The organism is Aeromicrobium sp. EU05-FHT14F07 (assembly GCF_058790455.1).
The window spans coordinates 45,214-62,236 of record NZ_JBYTCR010000018.1 but is presented as its reverse complement, the minus strand read 5'-3'; the positions used below and the strand labels follow the sequence as shown (position 1 = coordinate 62,236).

General features: G+C 69.8%; 29 protein-coding genes. 3 read left to right on the top strand and 26 right to left on the bottom strand.

Translation table 11 applies throughout. The features are described from left to right. Positions 1 to 52: 52 nt before the first annotated feature. The 5 genes from rpsD to infA form a co-directional block, all read right to left on the bottom strand. Positions 53 to 661 carry a 30S ribosomal protein S4 gene (gene rpsD, locus AC3WRM_RS15190; RefSeq protein WP_492249343.1) on the bottom strand — a complete coding sequence of 203 codons (609 nt, stop codon included), beginning with the start codon at positions 659 to 661 and terminating at the stop codon, positions 53 to 55. A 29-nt stretch (positions 662 to 690) separates the two neighbouring features. Further along, positions 691 to 1,089, bottom strand: a complete 399-nt coding sequence (rpsK, locus tag AC3WRM_RS15185; RefSeq protein ID WP_067859747.1) for a 30S ribosomal protein S11 — start codon at positions 1,087 to 1,089, stop codon at positions 691 to 693. Positions 1,090 to 1,094: 5 nt separating this feature from the next. Next, a complete protein-coding gene (gene rpsM, locus AC3WRM_RS15180; protein WP_067859750.1) occupies positions 1,095 to 1,463 on the bottom strand; it encodes a 30S ribosomal protein S13 in 369 nt (122 codons plus the stop codon). Positions 1,464 to 1,644: 181 nt separating this feature from the next. After that, positions 1,645 to 1,758, bottom strand: a complete 114-nt coding sequence (gene rpmJ, locus AC3WRM_RS15175; RefSeq protein ID WP_008361054.1) for a 50S ribosomal protein L36 — start codon at positions 1,756 to 1,758, stop codon at positions 1,645 to 1,647. A gap of 82 nt (positions 1,759 to 1,840) precedes the next feature. After that, on the bottom strand, positions 1,841 to 2,062 hold the full coding sequence (gene infA, locus AC3WRM_RS15170; protein WP_007078610.1) for a translation initiation factor IF-1: 222 nt from the start codon (positions 2,060 to 2,062) through the stop codon (positions 1,841 to 1,843). Positions 2,063 to 2,281: 219 nt separating this feature from the next. Here infA and AC3WRM_RS15165 point away from each other — a divergent pair, with 219 nt between their 5' ends. Beyond that, entirely contained in the window at positions 2,282 to 3,013 is a 732-nt protein-coding gene (locus AC3WRM_RS15165; RefSeq protein WP_492249342.1) for a VOC family protein, read from the top strand. Between the two features lie 7 nt (positions 3,014 to 3,020). On the opposite strand, the gene AC3WRM_RS15160 is transcribed toward AC3WRM_RS15165, so the two are convergent. Further along, positions 3,021 to 3,461 carry an Lrp/AsnC family transcriptional regulator gene (locus tag AC3WRM_RS15160; protein ID WP_492249341.1) on the bottom strand — a complete coding sequence of 147 codons (441 nt, stop codon included), beginning with the start codon at positions 3,459 to 3,461 and terminating at the stop codon, positions 3,021 to 3,023. Positions 3,462 to 3,613: 152 nt separating this feature from the next. Here AC3WRM_RS15160 and ddaH point away from each other — a divergent pair, with 152 nt between their 5' ends. After that, on the top strand, positions 3,614 to 4,501 hold the full coding sequence (gene ddaH / locus AC3WRM_RS15155) for a dimethylargininase (protein ID WP_492249340.1): 888 nt from the start codon (positions 3,614 to 3,616) through the stop codon (positions 4,499 to 4,501). A gap of 48 nt (positions 4,502 to 4,549) precedes the next feature. Here ddaH and AC3WRM_RS15150 read toward each other — a convergent pair whose 3' ends face one another. Continuing rightward, positions 4,550 to 5,197 (bottom strand): biliverdin-producing heme oxygenase, encoded by a 648-nt coding sequence (locus tag AC3WRM_RS15150; RefSeq protein WP_492249339.1) that lies wholly within the window; start codon positions 5,195 to 5,197, stop codon positions 4,550 to 4,552. 193 nt (positions 5,198 to 5,390) lie between these two features. Here AC3WRM_RS15150 and AC3WRM_RS15145 point away from each other — a divergent pair, with 193 nt between their 5' ends. Continuing rightward, positions 5,391 to 7,295 (top strand): CHAP domain-containing protein, encoded by a 1,905-nt coding sequence (locus AC3WRM_RS15145; protein WP_492249338.1) that lies wholly within the window; start codon positions 5,391 to 5,393, stop codon positions 7,293 to 7,295. Between the two features lie 31 nt (positions 7,296 to 7,326). Here the strand turns inward: AC3WRM_RS15145 and map are convergent, their stop codons facing one another. The 19 genes from map to rpsS all read right to left on the bottom strand — a co-directional run bounded on the left by map (position 7,327) and on the right by rpsS (position 17,009). Continuing rightward, positions 7,327 to 8,166 (bottom strand): type I methionyl aminopeptidase, encoded by an 840-nt coding sequence (gene map, locus AC3WRM_RS15140; protein ID WP_492249337.1) that lies wholly within the window; start codon positions 8,164 to 8,166, stop codon positions 7,327 to 7,329. Positions 8,167 to 8,185: 19 nt separating this feature from the next. Next, positions 8,186 to 8,752, bottom strand: a complete 567-nt coding sequence (locus AC3WRM_RS15135) for an adenylate kinase (RefSeq protein ID WP_492249336.1) — start codon at positions 8,750 to 8,752, stop codon at positions 8,186 to 8,188. After that, on the bottom strand, positions 8,749 to 10,053 hold the full coding sequence (gene secY / locus AC3WRM_RS15130; RefSeq protein WP_492249335.1) for a preprotein translocase subunit SecY: 1,305 nt from the start codon (positions 10,051 to 10,053) through the stop codon (positions 8,749 to 8,751). Before secY ends, AC3WRM_RS15135 begins: the two co-directional genes overlap by 4 nt. 212 nt (positions 10,054 to 10,265) lie before the next feature. Further along, on the bottom strand, positions 10,266 to 10,706 hold the full coding sequence (gene rplO / locus AC3WRM_RS15125) for a 50S ribosomal protein L15 (protein ID WP_253022584.1): 441 nt from the start codon (positions 10,704 to 10,706) through the stop codon (positions 10,266 to 10,268). A 1-nt stretch (position 10,707) separates the two neighbouring features. Then, entirely contained in the window at positions 10,708 to 10,890 is a 183-nt protein-coding gene (gene rpmD, locus AC3WRM_RS15120) for a 50S ribosomal protein L30 (RefSeq protein ID WP_067859767.1), read from the bottom strand. After that, the gene (gene rpsE, locus AC3WRM_RS15115) at positions 10,890 to 11,513 is read right to left on the bottom strand and encodes a 30S ribosomal protein S5 (protein WP_492249334.1); all 624 of its coding nucleotides are present in this window, start codon (positions 11,511 to 11,513) and stop codon (positions 10,890 to 10,892) included. The genes rpmD and rpsE overlap by 1 nt, the downstream gene beginning before the upstream one ends. Positions 11,514 to 11,553: 40 nt before the next feature. Next, positions 11,554 to 11,937: a 50S ribosomal protein L18 gene (gene rplR, locus AC3WRM_RS15110; protein WP_253022580.1), complete on the bottom strand. Its 384-nt coding sequence runs from the start codon at positions 11,935 to 11,937 to the stop codon at positions 11,554 to 11,556. Then, positions 11,937 to 12,479 carry a 50S ribosomal protein L6 gene (gene rplF / locus AC3WRM_RS15105; RefSeq protein WP_067859773.1) on the bottom strand — a complete coding sequence of 181 codons (543 nt, stop codon included), beginning with the start codon at positions 12,477 to 12,479 and terminating at the stop codon, positions 11,937 to 11,939. The genes rplR and rplF overlap by 1 nt, the downstream gene beginning before the upstream one ends. Before the next feature lie 15 nt (positions 12,480 to 12,494). After that, positions 12,495 to 12,902 carry a 30S ribosomal protein S8 gene (gene rpsH, locus AC3WRM_RS15100; RefSeq protein WP_492249333.1) on the bottom strand — a complete coding sequence of 136 codons (408 nt, stop codon included), beginning with the start codon at positions 12,900 to 12,902 and terminating at the stop codon, positions 12,495 to 12,497. Between the two features lie 126 nt (positions 12,903 to 13,028). Further along, on the bottom strand, positions 13,029 to 13,214 hold the full coding sequence (locus AC3WRM_RS15095; protein WP_067859778.1) for a type Z 30S ribosomal protein S14: 186 nt from the start codon (positions 13,212 to 13,214) through the stop codon (positions 13,029 to 13,031). A 1-nt stretch (position 13,215) separates the two neighbouring features. Further along, positions 13,216 to 13,779: a 50S ribosomal protein L5 gene (gene rplE / locus AC3WRM_RS15090; RefSeq protein WP_492249332.1), complete on the bottom strand. Its 564-nt coding sequence runs from the start codon at positions 13,777 to 13,779 to the stop codon at positions 13,216 to 13,218. 2 nt (positions 13,780 to 13,781) lie between these two features. Beyond that, positions 13,782 to 14,153: a 50S ribosomal protein L24 gene (gene rplX / locus AC3WRM_RS15085; protein WP_492249331.1), complete on the bottom strand. Its 372-nt coding sequence runs from the start codon at positions 14,151 to 14,153 to the stop codon at positions 13,782 to 13,784. 1 nt (position 14,154) lies between these two features. After that, the gene (gene rplN / locus AC3WRM_RS15080; protein WP_056209423.1) at positions 14,155 to 14,523 is read right to left on the bottom strand and encodes a 50S ribosomal protein L14; all 369 of its coding nucleotides are present in this window, start codon (positions 14,521 to 14,523) and stop codon (positions 14,155 to 14,157) included. A 7-nt stretch (positions 14,524 to 14,530) separates the two neighbouring features. Continuing rightward, entirely contained in the window at positions 14,531 to 14,827 is a 297-nt protein-coding gene (gene rpsQ / locus AC3WRM_RS15075; RefSeq protein ID WP_370190420.1) for a 30S ribosomal protein S17, read from the bottom strand. Beyond that, positions 14,824 to 15,048, bottom strand: a complete 225-nt coding sequence (gene rpmC, locus AC3WRM_RS15070) for a 50S ribosomal protein L29 (protein WP_067859792.1) — start codon at positions 15,046 to 15,048, stop codon at positions 14,824 to 14,826. Before rpmC ends, rpsQ begins: the two co-directional genes overlap by 4 nt. Positions 15,049 to 15,050: 2 nt before the next feature. After that, positions 15,051 to 15,473 (bottom strand): 50S ribosomal protein L16, encoded by a 423-nt coding sequence (gene rplP, locus AC3WRM_RS15065; RefSeq protein ID WP_492249330.1) that lies wholly within the window; start codon positions 15,471 to 15,473, stop codon positions 15,051 to 15,053. Then, positions 15,473 to 16,291, bottom strand: coding sequence for a 30S ribosomal protein S3 (gene rpsC / locus AC3WRM_RS15060; RefSeq protein ID WP_067859801.1), 819 nt, complete (start codon positions 16,289 to 16,291; stop codon positions 15,473 to 15,475). Before rpsC ends, rplP begins: the two co-directional genes overlap by 1 nt. Before the next feature lie 2 nt (positions 16,292 to 16,293). Next, entirely contained in the window at positions 16,294 to 16,731 is a 438-nt protein-coding gene (gene rplV, locus AC3WRM_RS15055; protein WP_492249329.1) for a 50S ribosomal protein L22, read from the bottom strand. After that, entirely contained in the window at positions 16,728 to 17,009 is a 282-nt protein-coding gene (gene rpsS, locus AC3WRM_RS15050; protein ID WP_067859804.1) for a 30S ribosomal protein S19, read from the bottom strand. The genes rplV and rpsS overlap by 4 nt, the downstream gene beginning before the upstream one ends. Positions 17,010 to 17,023 lie beyond the last annotated feature (14 nt).

Below are 17,023 nucleotides of genomic sequence, written 5' to 3'. Positions count from 1 at the left end.
TCCTTTCCGGCTCTCCCGCTATTTGAAGAGCCGGCTCGGTGGAACAGGACGATCAGATCTTGGAGTAGTACTCCACGATCAGCTGCTCCTGGATGGGGACGGTGATCTGCTCGCGGACCGGGCGCTGGTGCACCAGGATGCGGCCGCGGTCGGCGTCGACGTCGATCCAGCCGGGCACGGTGTCCCGGTCGTGGGTCTCGCGCGCGACGATGAACGGCGTCGTCTCCAGGCTCTTCTGCTTGACATCGATGATGTCGTGCTTGCTGACCTGGAAGGACGGGATGTTCGTCTTCACGCCGTTGACGACGAAGTGGCCGTGCGTCACGAGCTGACGTGCGTGGCGGCGCGTGCGGGCGAGGCCGGCACGGTAGACCACGTTGTCGAGACGGCTCTCGAGCAGGATGAGCAGGTTGTCACCCGTCTTGCCCGGCTTGCGGTGAGCGGTCTCGTAGTACTTGCGGAACTGCTTCTCGAGGACGCCATAGGTGTAGCGCGCCTTCTGCTTCTCCTGCAGCTGGGTGCGGTACTCCGACTCCTTGATGCGGGCACGACCGTGCATGCCCGGGGGGTAGGGACGACGCTCGAACGCGGCGTCGCCACCGACGAGGTCGACGCCGAGGCGGCGCGACTTCTTGGTGAGAGGTCCGGTGTAACGGGCCATGATTCAGACTCCTGAGTTCTTCGCGTCCGTCACAGACGACGGTGCTTGGGCGGGCGGCAGCCGTTGTGCGGGCTGGGGGTGACGTCGGAGATGGTGCCGACCTCGATGCCGACGCCGCTCAGCGACCGGATCGCCGTCTCGCGACCCGAGCCCGGGCCCTTCACGAAGACGTCGACCTTCTTCATCCCGTGCTCCATCGCCTGACGCCCGGCGGCCTCGGCCGCCATGCCTGCCGCGAAGGGCGTGGACTTGCGCGAGCCCTTGAAGCCGACGGTTCCGCCGGAGGCCCACGCGATCACGGCGCCCGAGGGGTCCGTGATCGTCACGTGCGTGTTGTTGAACGTGCTCTTGATGTGGGCCTGGCCCTGAACGACGTTCTTCTTCTCCTTGCGGCGCACCTTCTTGGCGCCGGTGTTCTTCGGAGGCATCTAGATCACTTCTTCTTTCCGGCGACGGTGCGCTTCGGACCCTTGCGGGTACGCGCGTTGGTCTTCGTGCGCTGGCCGCGGACGGGCAGGTGCGCGCGGTGGCGACGGCCCTGGTACGAACCGATCTCCATCTTGCGACGGATGTCGGCCGTGACCTCACGGCGCAGGTCGCCCTCGACCTGGTAGTTGGCCTCGATGTGGTCACGCAGCGCGACGAGGTGGTCGTCGGTCAGCTCGTGGACCCGCAGGTCGGGGCTGATGCCGGTGGCGGCGAGGGTGTCGGTGGCGCGGGTGCGCCCGACGCCGAAGATGTAGGTGAGTGCGATCTCGATGCGCTTGTCGCGCGGGAGATCGACTCCGACGAGGCGTGCCATGGTGGCAGTTCCTTCCGGTACGGCAGAGGTGTCGTCACCTGAGGCGCCCCGGCTGCCTCCAGGACCCGTTCCTTGGGGGTCCTGAGCCGGGCCCCGGCCTCTGCGCCGGGGGTGACCCGTCGCCCTGGTGGGCGGCGGGAGCCGTCAGATGTTCAGTGTGGTCGCGGTGAAGAGGGTGCGATCAGCCCTGGCGCTGCTTGTGCCGGGGGTTCTCGCAGATCACCATGACGCGGCCGTGGCGACGGATCACCTTGCACTTGTCACAGATCTTCTTCACGCTCGGGTTGACCTTCATCGAGAAGCTCTCTCTTCTTCAGTCTGAACGTGTTCGGTGTGCAGTTGTGGCGTGCTCGGCGACGTCGTTCCCGACGCGCCGCTCACTTGTAGCGGTAGACGATCCGTCCACGGCTGAGGTCGTACGGCGACAGCTCCACCACGACCCGGTCCTCGGGGAGGATGCGGATGTAGTGCTGGCGCATCTTGCCGCTGATGTGCGCCAGGACCTTGTGGCCGTTGGCCAGCTCGACCCGGAACATCGCGTTCGGGAGTGCCTCGACGACAGCACCCTCCATCTCGATGACGCCTTCTTTTTTCGCCATGGACCTCAGCTTCTCGGTTGATCGTCAGGGACGGCCCGGGCACGCGCGAAGACCCACGACTCCGAGGAGCCGCTTCCGACGAGGGGTGAACCACGAGGGCAGGAGTCGATGCGCCCGACATAGGCCGACAGGGAAGTCTACGTCGGTCGGGGCCCTCGTTTCAAATCGAGGGCCGGTCCGCCCTGGCCACGCTGCACGGGGGCACGCCAGGATGGGGCGATGAGGCTGGAGAACATCGTCTGGGCCTGCCGCGATCCCCGGGCCCTGGGGCGGTTCTGGGCTGCCGCGCTGGACGCCGAGGTGCTCGTCGAGTCCGACGACCACCTCGAGGCGCGGGTGCTGCTCGGACCCGACATGTTCCTCGACGCCTGCTTCGGCCCGCCGACCGACCCGCCCGAGGGTCCGCAGCGCCTGCACCTCGACCTGCGCGGCGGCCGTGGGCAGGAGGCGGTCGTGCGGCGCCTGCTCTCGCTCGGCGCCCGCCCCGCCGACATCGGCCAGGGCGACGTCCCCTGGGTGGTGCTCGCCGACCCGGCCGGCAACGCGTTCTGCGTCATGGAGGACCGTGCCGCCTACGCAACGGGCACGGGTCCCGTCGCCGCGCTGCCGCTCGACAGCGCCGATCCCGACCGCGACGCGCGGTTCTGGGCCGCGGTCACCGGCTGGGTCCCGACCGCCGACGACCCGCACGCGCTGCGGCACCCGTCCGGCCTCGGGCCGCTGCTGGAGCTCTGCCCCGAGCCGGAGCCACGTCGGGCGCCCTCCGTGCTGCACCTCGACGTCCGACCGGACCCCGCCGACGTCGCGACGTCCCCGGACGCACCCCTGGACCTCGTGCGGGACCTGGGCGGGTCCGTCGCGGACCAGCCCGCACCGGGACTGCCCTGGACGGTGTGCGCCGACCCCTCGGGGAACGCCGTCTGCGTCCTGGGCGTCCACCCGCCGGCGTGAGGGGCGGTCAGCCGGTGTAGCGGTCGATCAGCCGGGACAGCACGATCGCGGTGTCGGTGTGGTCGACGTTGTCGACCTCGGTGCGCACCCTCTCGAGCGCCCGCTCCAGGTCGCGCACGTCTCGCGCGACGATCCGCAGGATCGCGTCGGCCTGGCCCGACACCGTGGCGGCGGCGTGGATCTCCGGGACCTTCGCGAAGGCCGACCTGAGGGCCTCGGGGGTGATCGTGCCCCGGCAGTGGACCTCGACGTACGCCTCGACCGCCCATCCCATGAGGTCGGGGTCGACGACGGCGGTGAAGCCCTTCACGACGCCGTCGGCGACGAGCCGGTCGACCCGACGCTTGACCGCGGGGGCGGACAGGCCCACGTCGGCCGCGATCCGGGCGTAGCCGGCCCGGCCGTCGCGGACGAGGTGGTCGATGATGCGGCGGTCGAGGTCGTCCATGGACCCATGATGCAACGAATCGCCATGTCCACGGCCAGAACGTCAGGATCCTGCGTGGAGACGTGCAGTTTCGAACTCTCGGTTCACTACGGCGCCGATCTACCATGGAATCGTTGCGTCGCAGGGGTGACGCCACTGATCAGGAGGCCGCCGTGACCGTGCTCGAGACCCGCCCCGCCATCCAGGTCCCCGTGGATCCCGCCCCCGCGCGGCAGGCCACCCGGACCGCGCGGACCCGCTCGTACCTCATGTGCGCACCGACCCACTTCGACGTCACCTACGCGATCAACGCGTGGATGCGTCCGGGGGTCGCCGTCGACCGCGAGCGCGCCCTCGTGCAGTGGGAGGTGCTGCGCCAGACGTACAGCGCCCTGGGCCACCGGGTGGAGGTGCTGGACGCGACGCCGGGCCTGCCCGACATGGTGTTCGCCGCGAACGGCGCGACCGTCGTCGGCCGCCGCGCGTACGGCGCCCGCTTCCGCCACCCCGAGCGCGCGGCCGAGGCGGTCGAGCACGCCGCGTGGCTGCGGGAGCACGGCGTCGACGTCGCCCAGCCCGGGCAGACCAACGAGGGCGAGGGCGACTTCCTCGTGCTCGGCTCGATGATCCTGGCGGGCACGGGCTTCCGGACGAGCCTGCACGCACACGTCGAGGCGGCGCGCGTGCTGGACCGTCCGGTCGTCAGCCTGCAGCTCGTCGACCCGCGCTTCTACCACCTCGACACCGCGCTGGCCGTGCTCGACGACGGCAACGGCGACGCCCCGGCCGACATCGCCTACCTGCCGTCGGCGTTCTCCGACCACAGCCGTCGCACGCTGCGCGAGCTCTTCCCCGACGCGGTGGAGTGCAGCGAGGAGGACGCCCTGGTGCTCGGGCTGAACGCCGTGAGCGACGGACGCCACGTCGTCCTGCCCGTGCAGGCGCGCCACCTCGTCCACCAGCTCGAGGAGCGCGGCTACGTCCCGGTCCCAGTCGACGTGAGCGAGCTGCTCAAGGCCGGCGGCAGCGTCAAGTGCTGCACGCAGGAGCACCACCGCTGAGCCCGAGACCCGCGCGACGACTCGACACGGCGCCGCTGAGACCTCCCGTCAGCGGCGGTAGGCGTCGAGGTCGGCGGAGAGCTCGGCGAACAGCGCCTCGTTGAGCCCGAAGACCAGCCGGACCTCGGCGAGGACGTCGAGCCGCTCCTGGGCGGTGAGCTCCAGGGCGTCGAGGCGCTGGCGGTAGGCGTCCTTGTACGGCTTGGGCTTCGGCACGTCGGCGAAGGCGTAGAAGGCGAGCCCGTCGTGCTCGAGGTCGAACGTCCGCCCCAGCACCCGACCGATGGCGCGGCCTCCGGAGAGGTCGCCGAGGTAGCGGGTGTAGTGGTGCGCCACGTACCGGACAGGGTGCTCGCGGGTGCTCTCGATCCGCGCCACGTAGGCGTCGGTCGCGGGCGTCGCGGCGTCGCCGGTGCCCCAGTGCGCGACGTCGTCGAGGATCGCCGACGACCGCTCCAGGGCGGGGTCCAGGACGGCGTCGACCGCGGGGTGCCCGGCGAGGGCTCGTCCCGCGGCCTCCAGCGCCGCGTACACGCGCTGCAGACGTGCGAGGTAGTCCGCGTAGCCGCGCGGCGAGACCCGGCCGGCGAGCAGCTCGCTCATGAAGGCCGAGCCCTCCGCGGACTCGTGCTCACGTCGGGAGCCGTCGCGCAGCAGACGCGACAACGAGGAGGTGTCCGGCTCGATGATCGTCATGTCTGCCTCTCGTGCGCCCCGACCGTCCGGGTCGGCCGACCCGTGCTCGAAGCATAGGCTAGGCAACCCTAAGCGGTCCACCAGGGTCGCACCGTGGACCGTGGCCGACTCCCGGCCTCGCTCGGCCGTCCAACGGCGACCACTTCCGTCACACACGTCCCACGCGCCACCAAAATCCCGTACGCTGCTCGGCGTGTCGCGTTCTCGGGTGCTGTCAGCACTGCTATCTTCCCTCGCCGCCGTCCTGGTGGCCGGGACGCTGGTCGCTGCGCCCACCGCCCAGGCGGCGTCGACGCTGCTCTGCTCGGGCTACGCGAACTGCCTGCGCGCCGGGTACGACCACCACGGCTACGAGCAGAACCAGCGCACGAGCTACTGGAACATGTATGGCGGCACGAACTGCACCAACTACGTCGCGTACCGCCTCGTCACCACGAACGGCATGGCGAACCGGCGGCCGGCCTCCGGCGTGGGCAACGCACGGGACTGGGGCACGACCATGGCCTCCATCACCGACGGCACGCCCGCCGTCGGCTCCGTGGCCTGGTGGGGCCGCACCGGCAACCACGTCGCGTACGTCGAGCGAGTCGCCTCCCCCACCGAGATCATCGTGTCGGAGTCGAACTGGGGCCGTGACTTCGACCACCGCCGCATCACGAAGTCCGGCTCCGGCTGGCCGGACGGCTTCATCCACTTCGCCGACCCCGACGTCACCCCGCGCTTCACCTCGGCCCCGCGACCGACGTTCGCCGGTGCCGAGAAGGTCGGCAGCCTGCTGACCGCGCGCGCCGGCTCCTGGTCGCCGACGGCCACCCTGACCTACCAGTGGGTCGCCGACGGGACGCCGATCCGCGGCGCCACCTCGTCGACCTACCGGCTGACCGCGGCCGAGCGCGGCCGCAAGGTCCACGTCGTCGTCACCGGACGGCGCGCCGGGTACCCCGCGACGCCGTCGACGTCGGCACGCACGTCCAAGCCGATCGCGGCCGGCGACTTCGGCACCACCGCGCGCCCGACCCTGACGGGCACGGAGCGCGTGGGGGCCCAGCTGGTCGCCTCCGCCCCCAGCTGGAAGCCGGCGGCCACGCTCGACTACCAGTGGTACGCCGACGACGAGATCATCCCTGGAGCCACGGGCAGCACCCTGCCGCTCGACGCCAGCCGGCTGGGGCAGCGCATCGGCGTGGTCGCCACGGGATCACGACCGGGCTACAACACGCAGGTGCTGGAGTCCGCGTCCGTCACCGACCCAGTCGCCCCGGGCGTCTTCGATCTCGCACCGGCACCCGTCGTCGCGGGCACCTCCGCGGTCGGGTCGGTCCTCACCGCGACCACCGCGACGTGGTCGCCGTCGGCGACGCTCGCCTACCAGTGGTTCTCCGACGACACCCCGATCGCCGGCGCCACCACGGCGCGCTACACCGTGACCCCGGACGACCGAGGGCACCGGCTGCACGTCGTGGTCACCGGCTCGCGCACCGCGTACACGACCACGCGGGTCGCGTCCCAGCCGACCGAGCCCGTCGCGCCCGGCCAGTTCACGACGACGGCGCGTCCGGTGCTCTCCGGCGCAGCCCAGGTCGGCACCGTGCTGCAGGTCCGCACCGACGCGTGGTCCCCGGTCGCCACCTTCACCTACCAGTGGTTCGCCGACGGCCGGGCCATCCCCGGCGCCACAGGCACCAGCTACCGCCTCACGTCCGCGGACCGCGGCAAGCGCATCCGCGTCGGGGTCACGGGCACACGCGACGGCTACGTCACCCGCACGCTGTCCTCGAGCCGGACCACGCCGCCCGTCCAGGCGGCGCCGGTGGCGTTCACGTCGGTGCACCGACCGGTGCTCTCCGGCGCGGCCCAGGTCGGCGTGGTGCTGCGGGCGAGCACCCACTCATGGTCCCCCGTGGCCGCCTTCAGCTACCGCTGGTACGCCAACGGCCGCCTGATCCCGGGGGCGACGGGCAGCGCCTACCGTCCGGTCGCCGCCGACCGCGGCAAGCGGATCCACGTGACGGTCACCGGCAGCCGCAGCGGCTACGTCGCCCGGACGCTTGCCTCGACGCGGACCACGGCGCCCGTCGCGGCCGCGCCGCGCCGCTGACCCCGGGGCCGCGCGTCGGGCAGTCCGACGTCTACGACGCGTCGTCGCCCGCGTAGGGGACGCCGAGCTCGGCGAGCCGCGCCCGGCCACCGTCGAGCGCCGTCAGCACCCACGCGCCCTCCGCGGTCCACGTGACCGTGTGCTCCCAGTGGGCGGCCCAGGAGCCGTCGTCGGACACCACCGTCCAGTGGTCGTCGAGGGTGCGGGTGTCGGCGGAGCCGAGCGTGACCATCGGCTCGACCGCCAGGACGAGACCCGGCACGATGCGCGGGCCCTTGCCGGGCCGTCCGACGTTCGGCACGTCGGGCGCCTGGTGCATGGCGGTGCCGATGCCGTGCCCGGTGTAGCCGTCGGCGATCCCGTAGGCGCCCGCGGAACGCACGCTGCGCTCGATCGCGTGGCTCACGTCGCCGACGCGCCGGCCCACCCCGCCGGCAGCGATGCCGGCCCAGAGCGCCCGCTCGGTGTCGTCGACGAGCTGCTGGACCTCGGGCGCGACCTCCCCGACGGTGATCGTCACCGCCGAGTCCCCGTGCCACCCGTCGACGATCGCGCCGCAGTCGATCGAGACCACGTCGCCCTCGCGCAACACCCGTGCTCCGGGGATGCCGTGCACGACCTCGTCGTTGACGGACGCGCAGATGACGCCCGGGAACCCGGGCACACCGGGCTCGGCGCCGTAGTGCAGGAAGTTGGACGTCGCGCCGTGCGCGCGGATCGTGTCGTGGGCGACGGCGTCGAGCTCGGCCGTGGTCACACCCGGCGCGACGGTCTCCCGGACCGCCTCGAGGGCGTGGGCGACGACGAGACCGGCGCGGCGCATGAGCGCCACCTGCTCGGCCGTCTTGATCTCGATACCGCGACCGAACACGGTCTCCCCCGGTCTCGGGTCAGAGGCCGAGTGCGGCGTCGATGCGCGCCTCGACCTCGTCGACCGTGCCCATGCCGTCGACCTCGCGCAGCAGGCCACGCTCACGGTAGACCGGCAGCAGGGGCGCCGTCTCCGCGATGTAGACCTCTTGGCGGTGACGGATGACGTCCTCGGTGTCGTCGGCACGCCCGCTGGTCTCGGCCCGCTTCAGCAGCCGGGCGATCAGCTCCTCGTGGTCGACCGTCAGCACGAGCACGTGGTCGAGCTCGGAGCCGAGGTCGGCGAGGATCCGGTCGAGCGTCGAGACCTGCTCGAGCGTGCGCGGGTAGCCGTCGAGGATGAAGGACTCGCGGGCGTCGTCCTGGGCGAGCCGGTCCTGCACCATGGCGTTCGTGACCTCGTCGGGCACGTACTCCCCCGCGTCCATGTAGCGCTGCGCGGTGCGACCGAGCTCGGTCTGCTGCTGCACGTTCGCCCGGAAGATGTCGCCGGTCGACACGTGCGCGCCGTGGATGCGCTGCGCGAGGGTCGCCGCCTGCGTGCCCTTGCCGGCACCGGGCGGACCCATGATGAGGAGACGAGTCACCGCAGGAACCCTTCGTAGTTGCGCTGCTGGAGCTGGCTCTCGATCTGCTTCACCGTGTCGAGGCCGACGCCCACGATGATGAGGATCGAGGTGCCGCCGAACGGGAAGTTCTGGCTGGCGCCGAGCAGCGCCACGGCCACCATCGGGATCAGGGCGATGAGCCCCAGGTAGACCGCGCCCGGTGCCGTGATACGGCTCAGGACGTAGGCCAGGTAGTCCTGCGTCGGACGGCCGGCGCGGATGCCGGGGATGAAGCCGCCGTACTTGCGCATGTTGTCGGCGACCTCCTCCGGGTTGAACGTGATCGCCACGTAGAAGTAGGCGAAGAACACGATCAGGGCGAAGTACGTTATCATGTAGTACGGGTGGTCACCGCGCACGAAGTGGTCGGTGATGAACACCGCGCCCGGTCCGTCGGGACGGAACTGCGCATACAGCGCCGGCAGGTACAGCAGGCTCGAGGCGAAGATGACCGGGATGATGCCGGCCTGGTTGACCTTGAGCGGGATGTACGTCGACGAGCCGCCGAACATCCGCCGCCCGACCATGCGCTTGGCGTACTGGACCGGGATCCGGCGCTGCGCCTGCTCGATCAGGATGACGGCGGCGACGATGACGAGACCGACGAGGACCACGACGGAGAACGTCGCCCAGCCCTTCTGCTCCTTGATCAGCCACATGGCGCCCGGGAACGTGGCGACGACCTGCGTGAAGATCAGGATCGACATGCCGTTGCCGACGCCACGGTCGGTCACGAGCTCGCCGAGCCACATGATGACGGCGGTGCCCGCGACCATCGTGAGGACGATCAGCAGGAAGGCCGGGATGCTGTCGGGACGGTAGAGCAGCTCACCGCAGTCGACGCCGCCGAACAGCTGGCCGCTGCGTGCGAGGGCCACGATGCCCGTCGCCTGCAGGACGGCGAGGCCGAGCGTCAGGTAGCGGGTGTACTGCGTGATCTTGGCCTGGCCGGACTGGCCCTCCTTCTTGAGGGCCTCCAGCCGCGGGATGACGACGACGAGCAGCTGCAGGATGATGCTCGCGGTGATGTAGGGCATGATGCCCAGCGCGAACACGGTCAGCTGCAGGAGCGCACCGCCGGAGAAGACGTTGATGAGCGCGAAGAGGCTGCTGTTCTCGCCCTGCGAGGCGAGGTCGACGCAGCGCTGCACGTTGCTCACGTTGATGCCGGGGGCCGGCAGCGTCGAGCCGAACCGGAACAGCACGATCACGGCGAGCACGAACAGCAGCTTGCGTCGAAGGTCAGGCGTCTTGAACGCGTTGACGAAGGCGCTGAGCACCGGGTGTCCTCCTCGATCGTGGGCCCCTGGCGGGACCTCGGCGACTCTAACAGTCAGTTCTCGCAGATCAGCCGTTGCCCGGTCGTTGCACCACGTGCGTGGGGCGGTCGCCCGGGACGGGCCGCGGCCTGCGAGGGCCGGACGACGAACGACGGCGAGGTCCGGTGGCCGCTAGGGCCACGAACCTCGCCGTCGTCTCGTCAGAGCGTCATTCAGAGCTCGGTCACGCTGCCACCGGCGGCCTCGATCTTGCTACGGGCCGAGCCGGAGAACTTGTGGGCGGTCACCTGGACGGCCACGGAGAGGTCACCCTCGCCGAGCACCTTGACCAGCTGGCCCTTGCGGACCGCACCCTTCGCGACCAGCGCGTCGACGTCGATGGCGCCACCCTCCGGGAAGAGGGTGCCGATGCGCTCGACGTTGACGACCTGGTACTCCTCGCGGAAGGGGTTCTTGAACCCCTTCAGCTTCGGCAGACGCATGTGGAGCGGGATCTGTCCACCCTCGAAGCCGGCGGACACCTGGTAGCGGGCCTTGGTGCCCTTGGTGCCGCGACCGGCGGTCTTGCCCTTGGAGCCCTCACCGCGACCCACACGGGTCTTGGCGGTCTTGGCGCCCGGGGCGGGGCGCAGGTGGTGGAGCTTCAGCGCCATGTCAGTCAACCTCCTTGACGGCCACGAGGTGCGGGATGGTGTTCGCCATGCCGCGGATCTCGGGGCGGTCCTCCTTGACGACGACGTCGCCGATGCGCTTCAGACCCAGCGACCGCAGCGTGTGGTGCTGGTTCTGCGGGCGACCGATCGCCGAACGAACCTGGGTGATCTCGAGGCGCGCCATCAGACACCGACCTCGGCCGGCGCGTTCTGCGCCTCCTTGATGCCCTCGGCCTGAGCCTTGAGCAGGGCCGACGGGGCGACGTCCTCGACCGCGAGGCCACGACGCTGCGCGACCGCCTCGGGCGACTCCAGGCCCTTGAGGGCCTCCACCGTCGCGTGGACGATGTTGATGGAGTTCGACGAGCCGAGCGACTTGCTCAGGACGTCGTGGACACCGGCGGCCTCCAGCACTGCACGCACCGGGCCACCGGCGATGACGCCGGTACCGGGCGACGCGGGACGCAGGAAGACGACACCGGCCGCCTTCTCGCCCTGCACCGGGTGCGGGATCGTGCCCTGGATGCGCGGGACGCGGAAGAAGTTCTTCTTCGCCTCCTCGACACCCTTGGAGATCGCCGTGGGGACCTCCTTGGCCTTGCCGTAGCCGACGCCGACCTGGCCGTCACCGTCGCCGACGATCACGAGGGCAGTGAAGCTGAAGCGACGACCGCCCTTCACGACCTTGGCGACACGGTTGATCGTGACGACCTTCTCGATGTAGTTGGACTTGTCGCCGCCGCGGTCGCCTCGACCACCGCGACGGTCTCCGCCTCCGCGGCGGTTACCACTCTGCTGGGCGCTCATGCGGCACTCCCCATGTCGTAGTTGTTCGTCTTGGTGGACATCAGAACTCCAGCCCACCCTCGCGCGCGCCGTCGGCCAGGGCGGCCACGCGACCCGCGTAACGGTTGCCCGCGCGGTCGAAGACGACGGCCTCGATGCCGGCGGCCTTCGCTCGGTCGGCGACGAGCTCGCCGACCTTCTTCGCCTTGGCGGTCTTGTCGCCGTCGAAGGCGCGCAGGTCGGCCTCGAGAGTCGAGGCCGAGGCCAGCGTGTGTCCCTCGAGGTCGTTGACGACCTGGGCCACGATGTGCTTGCTGGAGCGGGTCACGACGAGACGAGGACGCTCGGGCGAGCCGTGCAGCTTCTTGCGACCGCGGATCTGGCGACGCGCGCGCGACGTGGCGCGGGCCGAGCGACCCTTGGACTGCTTGATGGAGACGGCCATCACTTACCAGCCTTTCCAGCCTTGCGCAGCACGCGCTCGCCGGCGTAACGGACACCCTTGCCCTTGTAGGGCTCGGGCTTGCGGATCTTGCGGATGTTCGCGGCGACCTCGCCGACCGACTGCTTGTCGATGCCGATGACCGAGAACTTGGTGGGGGCCTCCACGTTGAAGGTGATGCCCTCGGGGGCCTTCACGATCACGGGGTGGCTGAAGCCGAGTGCGAACTCGAGCTCCGTCGGGCCCTTGGACAGGACGCGGTAGCCGACGCCCACGATCTCGAGCTTCTTCTCGTAGCCGTCGGTGACACCGACGACCATGTTGCTGATGAGCGTGCGGCTCAGGCCGTGGAGGGCCTTGCTGCGTCGCTCGTCGTCGGGACGCTGGACCTCGAGGCTGCCGTCCTCACCACGGTTGACCGTGATGGGCTCGGCGACGCGGTGCGAGAGCTCGCCCTTGGGGCCCTTGACGCGGACGTCCTGACCCTCGATGGTGACCTCGACGCCGTTCGGGACGGCGACGGGAAGCTTGCCGATGCGCGACATGTGTGTGCTCCTCCCTCACCAGACGTAGGCGAGGACTTCTCCGCCTACACCCTTGGTCGTGGCCTGACGATCGGTCAGCAGGCCCTGGCTGGTCGAGATGATGGCGACGCCCAGTCCACCGAGCACCTTCGGGAGGTTCGTGGACTTGGCGTACACCCGCAGGCCCGGCTTGCTGATGCGGCGGATGCCTGCGATCGAGCGCTCGCGCTGGGGGCCGTACTTGAGGGTCACGTGGAGGGTCTTGCCCACCTCGCCCTCGGCGGGCTCGACGACCTTGAAGTCGGTGATGTACCCCTCCTGCTTCAGCAGGGCGAGGACGCCCTCCTTCAGCTTGGAGTACGGCGCCGACACGTCGTCGTGGTACGCCTGGTTGCCGTTGCGGATCCGCGTGAGCAGGTCCGCGATCGGGTCGGTCATGGTCATGTGGTGTTTCCGTTCCTGCCGTGGTTTCGCATCCCGTCCCCGGGCCCGGGGTCCCGGACGGGTGAGGGAGGACCTGCGACGGTCGTGGTGGAAGGGGTGGTGGTCAGCGGCACGAGGCCGACGAGGTCACCAGGAGGACTTGGTCACTCCGGGCAGCTCGCCGCGGTGGGCCATCTCGCGCAGGCAGATCCGGCACAGGCCGAACTTGCGGTACACGGACTTCGGACGACCGCAGCGCTGGCAACGCGTGTAGCCACGGACCGCGAACTTCGGCTTGCGGGCCGCCTTGATCTTCAGGCCGGTCTTCGCCATGTCAGTTCTCCTTGAAGGGGAAGCCCAGCTGCTTGAGCAGCGCGCGACCCTCGTCGTCGTTGGTGGCGGTGGTGACGATGGTGATGTCCATCCCCCGCGACCGGTCGATCTTGTCCTGGTCGATCTCGTGGAACATGACCTGCTCGGTCAGACCGAACGTGTAGTTGCCGCGACCGTCGAACTGCTTGCCGTTGAGACCGCGGAAGTCGCGGATACGGGGCAGCGCCAGCGTCAGCAGGCGGTCGAGGAACTCCCACATGCGGTCGCCGCGCAGCGTGACGTGCGCACCGATCGGCATGCCCTCGCGCAGCTTGAACTGTGCGATGGACTTGCGGGCCTTCGTGACCTGCGGCTTCTGGCCGGTGATCGCCGTGAGGTCGCGGATGGCGCCCTCGATGAGCTTGCCGTCACGAGCAGCCTCGCCGACACCCATGTTGACGACGATCTTCGTCAGTCCGGGCACCTGCATGACGTTCGCGTGGTCGAACTGCTCGCGGAGCGCCGGGAGGATCTCCTCGCGGTACTTGGCCTTCAGCCGCGGAGCGGTGGTGGTCTCGGTAGCCATGCTCAGATCTCCTTTCCGGTCTTGGAGGACACGCGCACGGAACGCTTGGCCTCGTAGCTGGAACCGTCGGGCCGGTTCTTGGTGACGTCGTCGCGGCGGTGCGAGACGCGCGTCGTGGTCTTGTCGCCGTCGACGTCGACGACGAGCATCACGTTCGAGACGTGGATGGGGGCCTCACGCGTGATGATGCCGCCCTGGGTGCCGTCGGCACCGGCGCGGGTGTGGCGCTTGATGCGGTTCACACCCTCGACGATCACGCGCTCGCGCTCGGCGAGGACCTCGATGACCTTGCCCTCGACGCCCTTGTCGGCACCCGCGATGACCTTGACCTGGTCACCCTTGCGGATGGACAGCGTTCGCTTGTTGCTGGTCATGTCAGAGCACCTCCGGGGCGAGCGAGATGATCCGCATGAACTTCTTGTCGCGCAGCTCGCGGCCCACGGGGCCGAAGATGCGCGTTCCACGCGGGTCGCCGTCAGCCTTGAGGATGACGGCGGCGTTCTCGTCGAACTTGATGTACGAGCCGTCCGGACGGCGGCGCTCCTTGACGGTGCGCACGACCACGGCCTTGACGACGTCGCCCTTCTTGACGTTGCCGCCGGGGATGGCGTCCTTGACGGTGGCGACGATGGTGTCGCCGATACCGGCGTAGCGTCGACCCGAGCCGCCGAGCACGCGGATGCAGAGGATCTCCTTCGCACCGGTGTTGTCGGCGACCTTGAGTCGCGACTCCTGCTGAATCATCTGTCTCTCACTTCGCCTTCTCGAGGATCTCCACGACGCGCCAGCGCTTGGTGGCCGACAGCGGGCGGGTCTCCTGGATGAGCACACGGTCGCCGACACCGGCCGCGTTGGCCTCGTCGTGCGCCTTGAGCTTCACGTTGCGTCGCAGCACCTTGCCGTACAGCGGGTGCTTCACGCGGTCCTCGACGATGACGACGACGGTCTTGTCCATCTTGTCGCTCGTCACGAGGCCCTCGCGCACCTTGCGGTAGTTGCGGGTGGTGTCGGTGTTCGTGGTCACGGTGTCCTTCTCGCTGGTGCTCATGCCTCGACCGCCTCGATGATGCCCAGCTCGCGCTCGGTCAGCACCGTGTAGATGCGGGCGATCTCGCGGCGGACCGTCTTCAGACGAGCCGTGTTGTCGAGCTGTCCCGTGGCGTTCTGGAAGCGCAGGTTGAACAGCTCTTCCTTGGCCTCGCGCAGCTTGGTCTCCAGAGCCTCGGCATCGAGGCCGCGCAGCTCTGCGGCAGTGGTCTTCGCAGCCATGCTCAGAACCCTCCCTCGGTGTCGCGGGTGATGAAGCGCGCCTTCATGGGCAGCTTGTGGATGGCGCGACGCATCGCCTCGCGCGCGACGTCCTCGGTGACACCCGAGAGCTCGAACATGACGCGTCCGGGCTTGACGTTCGCGACCCACCACTCGGGCGAGCCCTTGCCGGAGCCCATGCGGGTCTCGGCCGGCTTCTTGGTCAGGGGGCGGTCCGGGTAGATGTTGATCCACACCTTGCCGCCACGCTTGATGTGACGCGTCATGGCGATACGCGCGGACTCGATCTGACGGTTCGTCACGTAGTGACCCTCGACCGCCTGGATGCCGAAGTCGCCGAACGCCAGCTCCGTGCCGCCCTTCGCCATGCCGCGGCGCTTGGGGTGGTGCTGCTTGCGGTACTTGACCCTACGAGGCATCAACATCAGGACTGCCCTCCTTCGGTGGCAGCGCCGGCGCCGGCCGTGGCAGGAGCCTCGGCGGCGGGAGCGGCCTGCTCGGCCTGGGGTGCACCCTGGCCGGCCTGGTCGTCACGAGCGGGACGGCGCCCGCGCTGGGGGCGACGGCTGCCGGGGGCGGCGGCGCGACGCGCGGCCTCGGCCTCGCGCTCGGCGCGCGTGCCCGCGACCTCGCCCTTGTAGATCCACACCTTCACGCCGATGCGACCGAAGGTGGTCTTGGCCTCGTAGAAGCCGTAGTCGACGTCGGCGCGGAGCGTGTGCAGGGGCACGCGGCCCTCGCGGTAGAACTCCGAGCGGCTCATCTCGGCGCCGCCGAGACGGCCCGAGCACTGGATGCGGATGCCCTTGGCGCCGGAGCGCATGGTCGTCTGCATCGCCTTGCGCATCGCGCGACGGAACTGCACGCGACCGCTCAGCTGCTCGGCCACGCCCTGCGCGACGAGCTGGGCGTCGAGCTCGGGCTGCTTGACCTCGAGGATGTTGAGCTGCACCTGCTTGCCGGTGAGCTTCTCCAGCTCGCCGCGGATGCGGTCGGCCTCGGCGCCGCGGCGACCGATGACGATGCCCGGGCGCGCGGTGTGGATGTCGACGCGGACGCGGTCACGCGTGCGCTCGATCTCCACGCGGCTGATGCCGGCGCGGTCCATGCCCTTGGTCAGCAGCTTGCGGATCTTGACGTCCTCGCCGACGTAGCTGCTGTACAGCTTGTCGGCGTACCAGCGGCTCTTGTGGTCGGTGGAGATGCCCAGGCGGAAGCCGTGCGGGTTGATCTTCTGGCCCATGGTCAGCGACCGCCCTTCTTCGTGTTCTTGCGCGACTGCGGCACGTCGGCGGACGGCTGCACGACGACGGTGAGGTGGCTGGTGCGCTTGAGGATGCGGCTCGCCGCACCCTTCGCGCGCGGACGCCACCGCTTCATCGTCGGGCCCTCCTCGACGAGCAGCGTGGAGATCACCAGGTCGGACGCGTCCAGACCCTCGGTGCTCACCGCGTTCGCGACGGCGGACTCGACCAGCTTGTAGAAGTTGGACGCGACGGCCTGCGGGGCGAACTGCAGGATGGCCAGGGCCTCCTGCGTGTCCATGCCGCGGATCAGGTCGCCCACACGGCGCGCCTTCTGCGGGGTGACGCGCACGAAGCGGGCCACGGCGAAGGAGCCGGCGGCCTCGCCCAGCAGACGCGCACGGCGCTCGCTGACGTTCTCTCGGGTGGCTGCACTCATCGCCTCTTCGCCTTTCGGTCGTCCTTCTCGTGACCGCGGAAGGTGCGGGTGGGGGCGAACTCGCCCAGCTTGTGCCCGACCATCGCGTCGGTGATGAACACCGGGACGTGCTTGCGGCCGTCGTGCACGGCGATCGTGTGTCCGATGAAGGACGGCAGGATCATCGAGCGACGCGACCAGGTCTTGATCACGGTGTGGGTTCCGGCATCGTTCTGAGCGTCCACCTTCTTCTCGAGGTGGCCGTCGACGAAGGGACCCTTCTTCAAACTACGGGGCATTCTCTACTCCTGGA

What these genes read in the sequence shown, in the direction of transcription:
- rpmD (WP_067859767.1), bottom strand. Translation starts at nt 10,890, where the DNA reads ATGGCGCGCCTCGAGATCACCCAGGTTCGTTCGGCGATCGGTCGCCCG.
- rpsS (WP_067859804.1), bottom strand. Translation starts at nt 17,009, where the DNA reads ATGCCCCGTAGTTTGAAGAAGGGTCCCTTCGTCGACGGCCACCTCGAG.
- rplV (WP_492249329.1), bottom strand. Translation starts at nt 16,731, where the DNA reads ATGAGTGCAGCCACCCGAGAGAACGTCAGCGAGCGCCGTGCGCGTCTG.
- rplF (WP_067859773.1), bottom strand. Translation starts at nt 12,479, where the DNA reads ATGTCGCGCATCGGCAAGCTTCCCGTCGCCGTCCCGAACGGCGTCGAG.
- rplO (WP_253022584.1), bottom strand. Translation starts at nt 10,706, where the DNA reads ATGGCGCTGAAGCTCCACCACCTGCGCCCCGCCCCGGGCGCCAAGACC.
- rplP (WP_492249330.1), bottom strand. Translation starts at nt 15,473, where the DNA reads ATGTTGATGCCTCGTAGGGTCAAGTACCGCAAGCAGCACCACCCCAAG.
- rplX (WP_492249331.1), bottom strand. Translation starts at nt 14,153, where the DNA reads ATGACCAGCAACAAGCGAACGCTGTCCATCCGCAAGGGTGACCAGGTC.
- rplR (WP_253022580.1), bottom strand. Translation starts at nt 11,937, where the DNA reads ATGGCCGTCTCCATCAAGCAGTCCAAGGGTCGCTCGGCCCGCGCCACG.
- infA (WP_007078610.1), bottom strand. Translation starts at nt 2,062, where the DNA reads ATGGCGAAAAAAGAAGGCGTCATCGAGATGGAGGGTGCTGTCGTCGAG.
- rpsM (WP_067859750.1), bottom strand. Translation starts at nt 1,463, where the DNA reads ATGGCACGCCTCGTCGGAGTCGATCTCCCGCGCGACAAGCGCATCGAG.
- rpmC (WP_067859792.1), bottom strand. Translation starts at nt 15,048, where the DNA reads ATGGCTGCGAAGACCACTGCCGCAGAGCTGCGCGGCCTCGATGCCGAG.
- rpsK (WP_067859747.1), bottom strand. Translation starts at nt 1,089, where the DNA reads ATGCCTCCGAAGAACACCGGCGCCAAGAAGGTGCGCCGCAAGGAGAAG.
- rpsQ (WP_370190420.1), bottom strand. Translation starts at nt 14,827, where the DNA reads ATGAGCACCAGCGAGAAGGACACCGTGACCACGAACACCGACACCACC.
- AC3WRM_RS15165 (WP_492249342.1), top strand. Translation starts at nt 2,282, where the DNA reads ATGAGGCTGGAGAACATCGTCTGGGCCTGCCGCGATCCCCGGGCCCTG.
- rplE (WP_492249332.1), bottom strand. Translation starts at nt 13,779, where the DNA reads ATGGCTACCGAGACCACCACCGCTCCGCGGCTGAAGGCCAAGTACCGC.
- rplN (WP_056209423.1), bottom strand. Translation starts at nt 14,523, where the DNA reads ATGATTCAGCAGGAGTCGCGACTCAAGGTCGCCGACAACACCGGTGCG.
- rpsC (WP_067859801.1), bottom strand. Translation starts at nt 16,291, where the DNA reads ATGGGCCAGAAGATCAACCCGCACGGCTTCCGCCTGGGCATCTCCACC.
- rpmJ (WP_008361054.1), bottom strand. Translation starts at nt 1,758, where the DNA reads ATGAAGGTCAACCCGAGCGTGAAGAAGATCTGTGACAAGTGCAAGGTG.
- AC3WRM_RS15150 (WP_492249339.1), bottom strand. Translation starts at nt 5,197, where the DNA reads ATGACGATCATCGAGCCGGACACCTCCTCGTTGTCGCGTCTGCTGCGC.
- AC3WRM_RS15160 (WP_492249341.1), bottom strand. Translation starts at nt 3,461, where the DNA reads ATGGACGACCTCGACCGCCGCATCATCGACCACCTCGTCCGCGACGGC.
- AC3WRM_RS15095 (WP_067859778.1), bottom strand. Translation starts at nt 13,214, where the DNA reads ATGGCGAAGACCGGCCTGAAGATCAAGGCGGCCCGCAAGCCGAAGTTC.
- rpsE (WP_492249334.1), bottom strand. Translation starts at nt 11,513, where the DNA reads ATGAGCGCCCAGCAGAGTGGTAACCGCCGCGGAGGCGGAGACCGTCGC.
- rpsD (WP_492249343.1), bottom strand. Translation starts at nt 661, where the DNA reads ATGGCCCGTTACACCGGACCTCTCACCAAGAAGTCGCGCCGCCTCGGC.
- rpsH (WP_492249333.1), bottom strand. Translation starts at nt 12,902, where the DNA reads ATGACCATGACCGACCCGATCGCGGACCTGCTCACGCGGATCCGCAAC.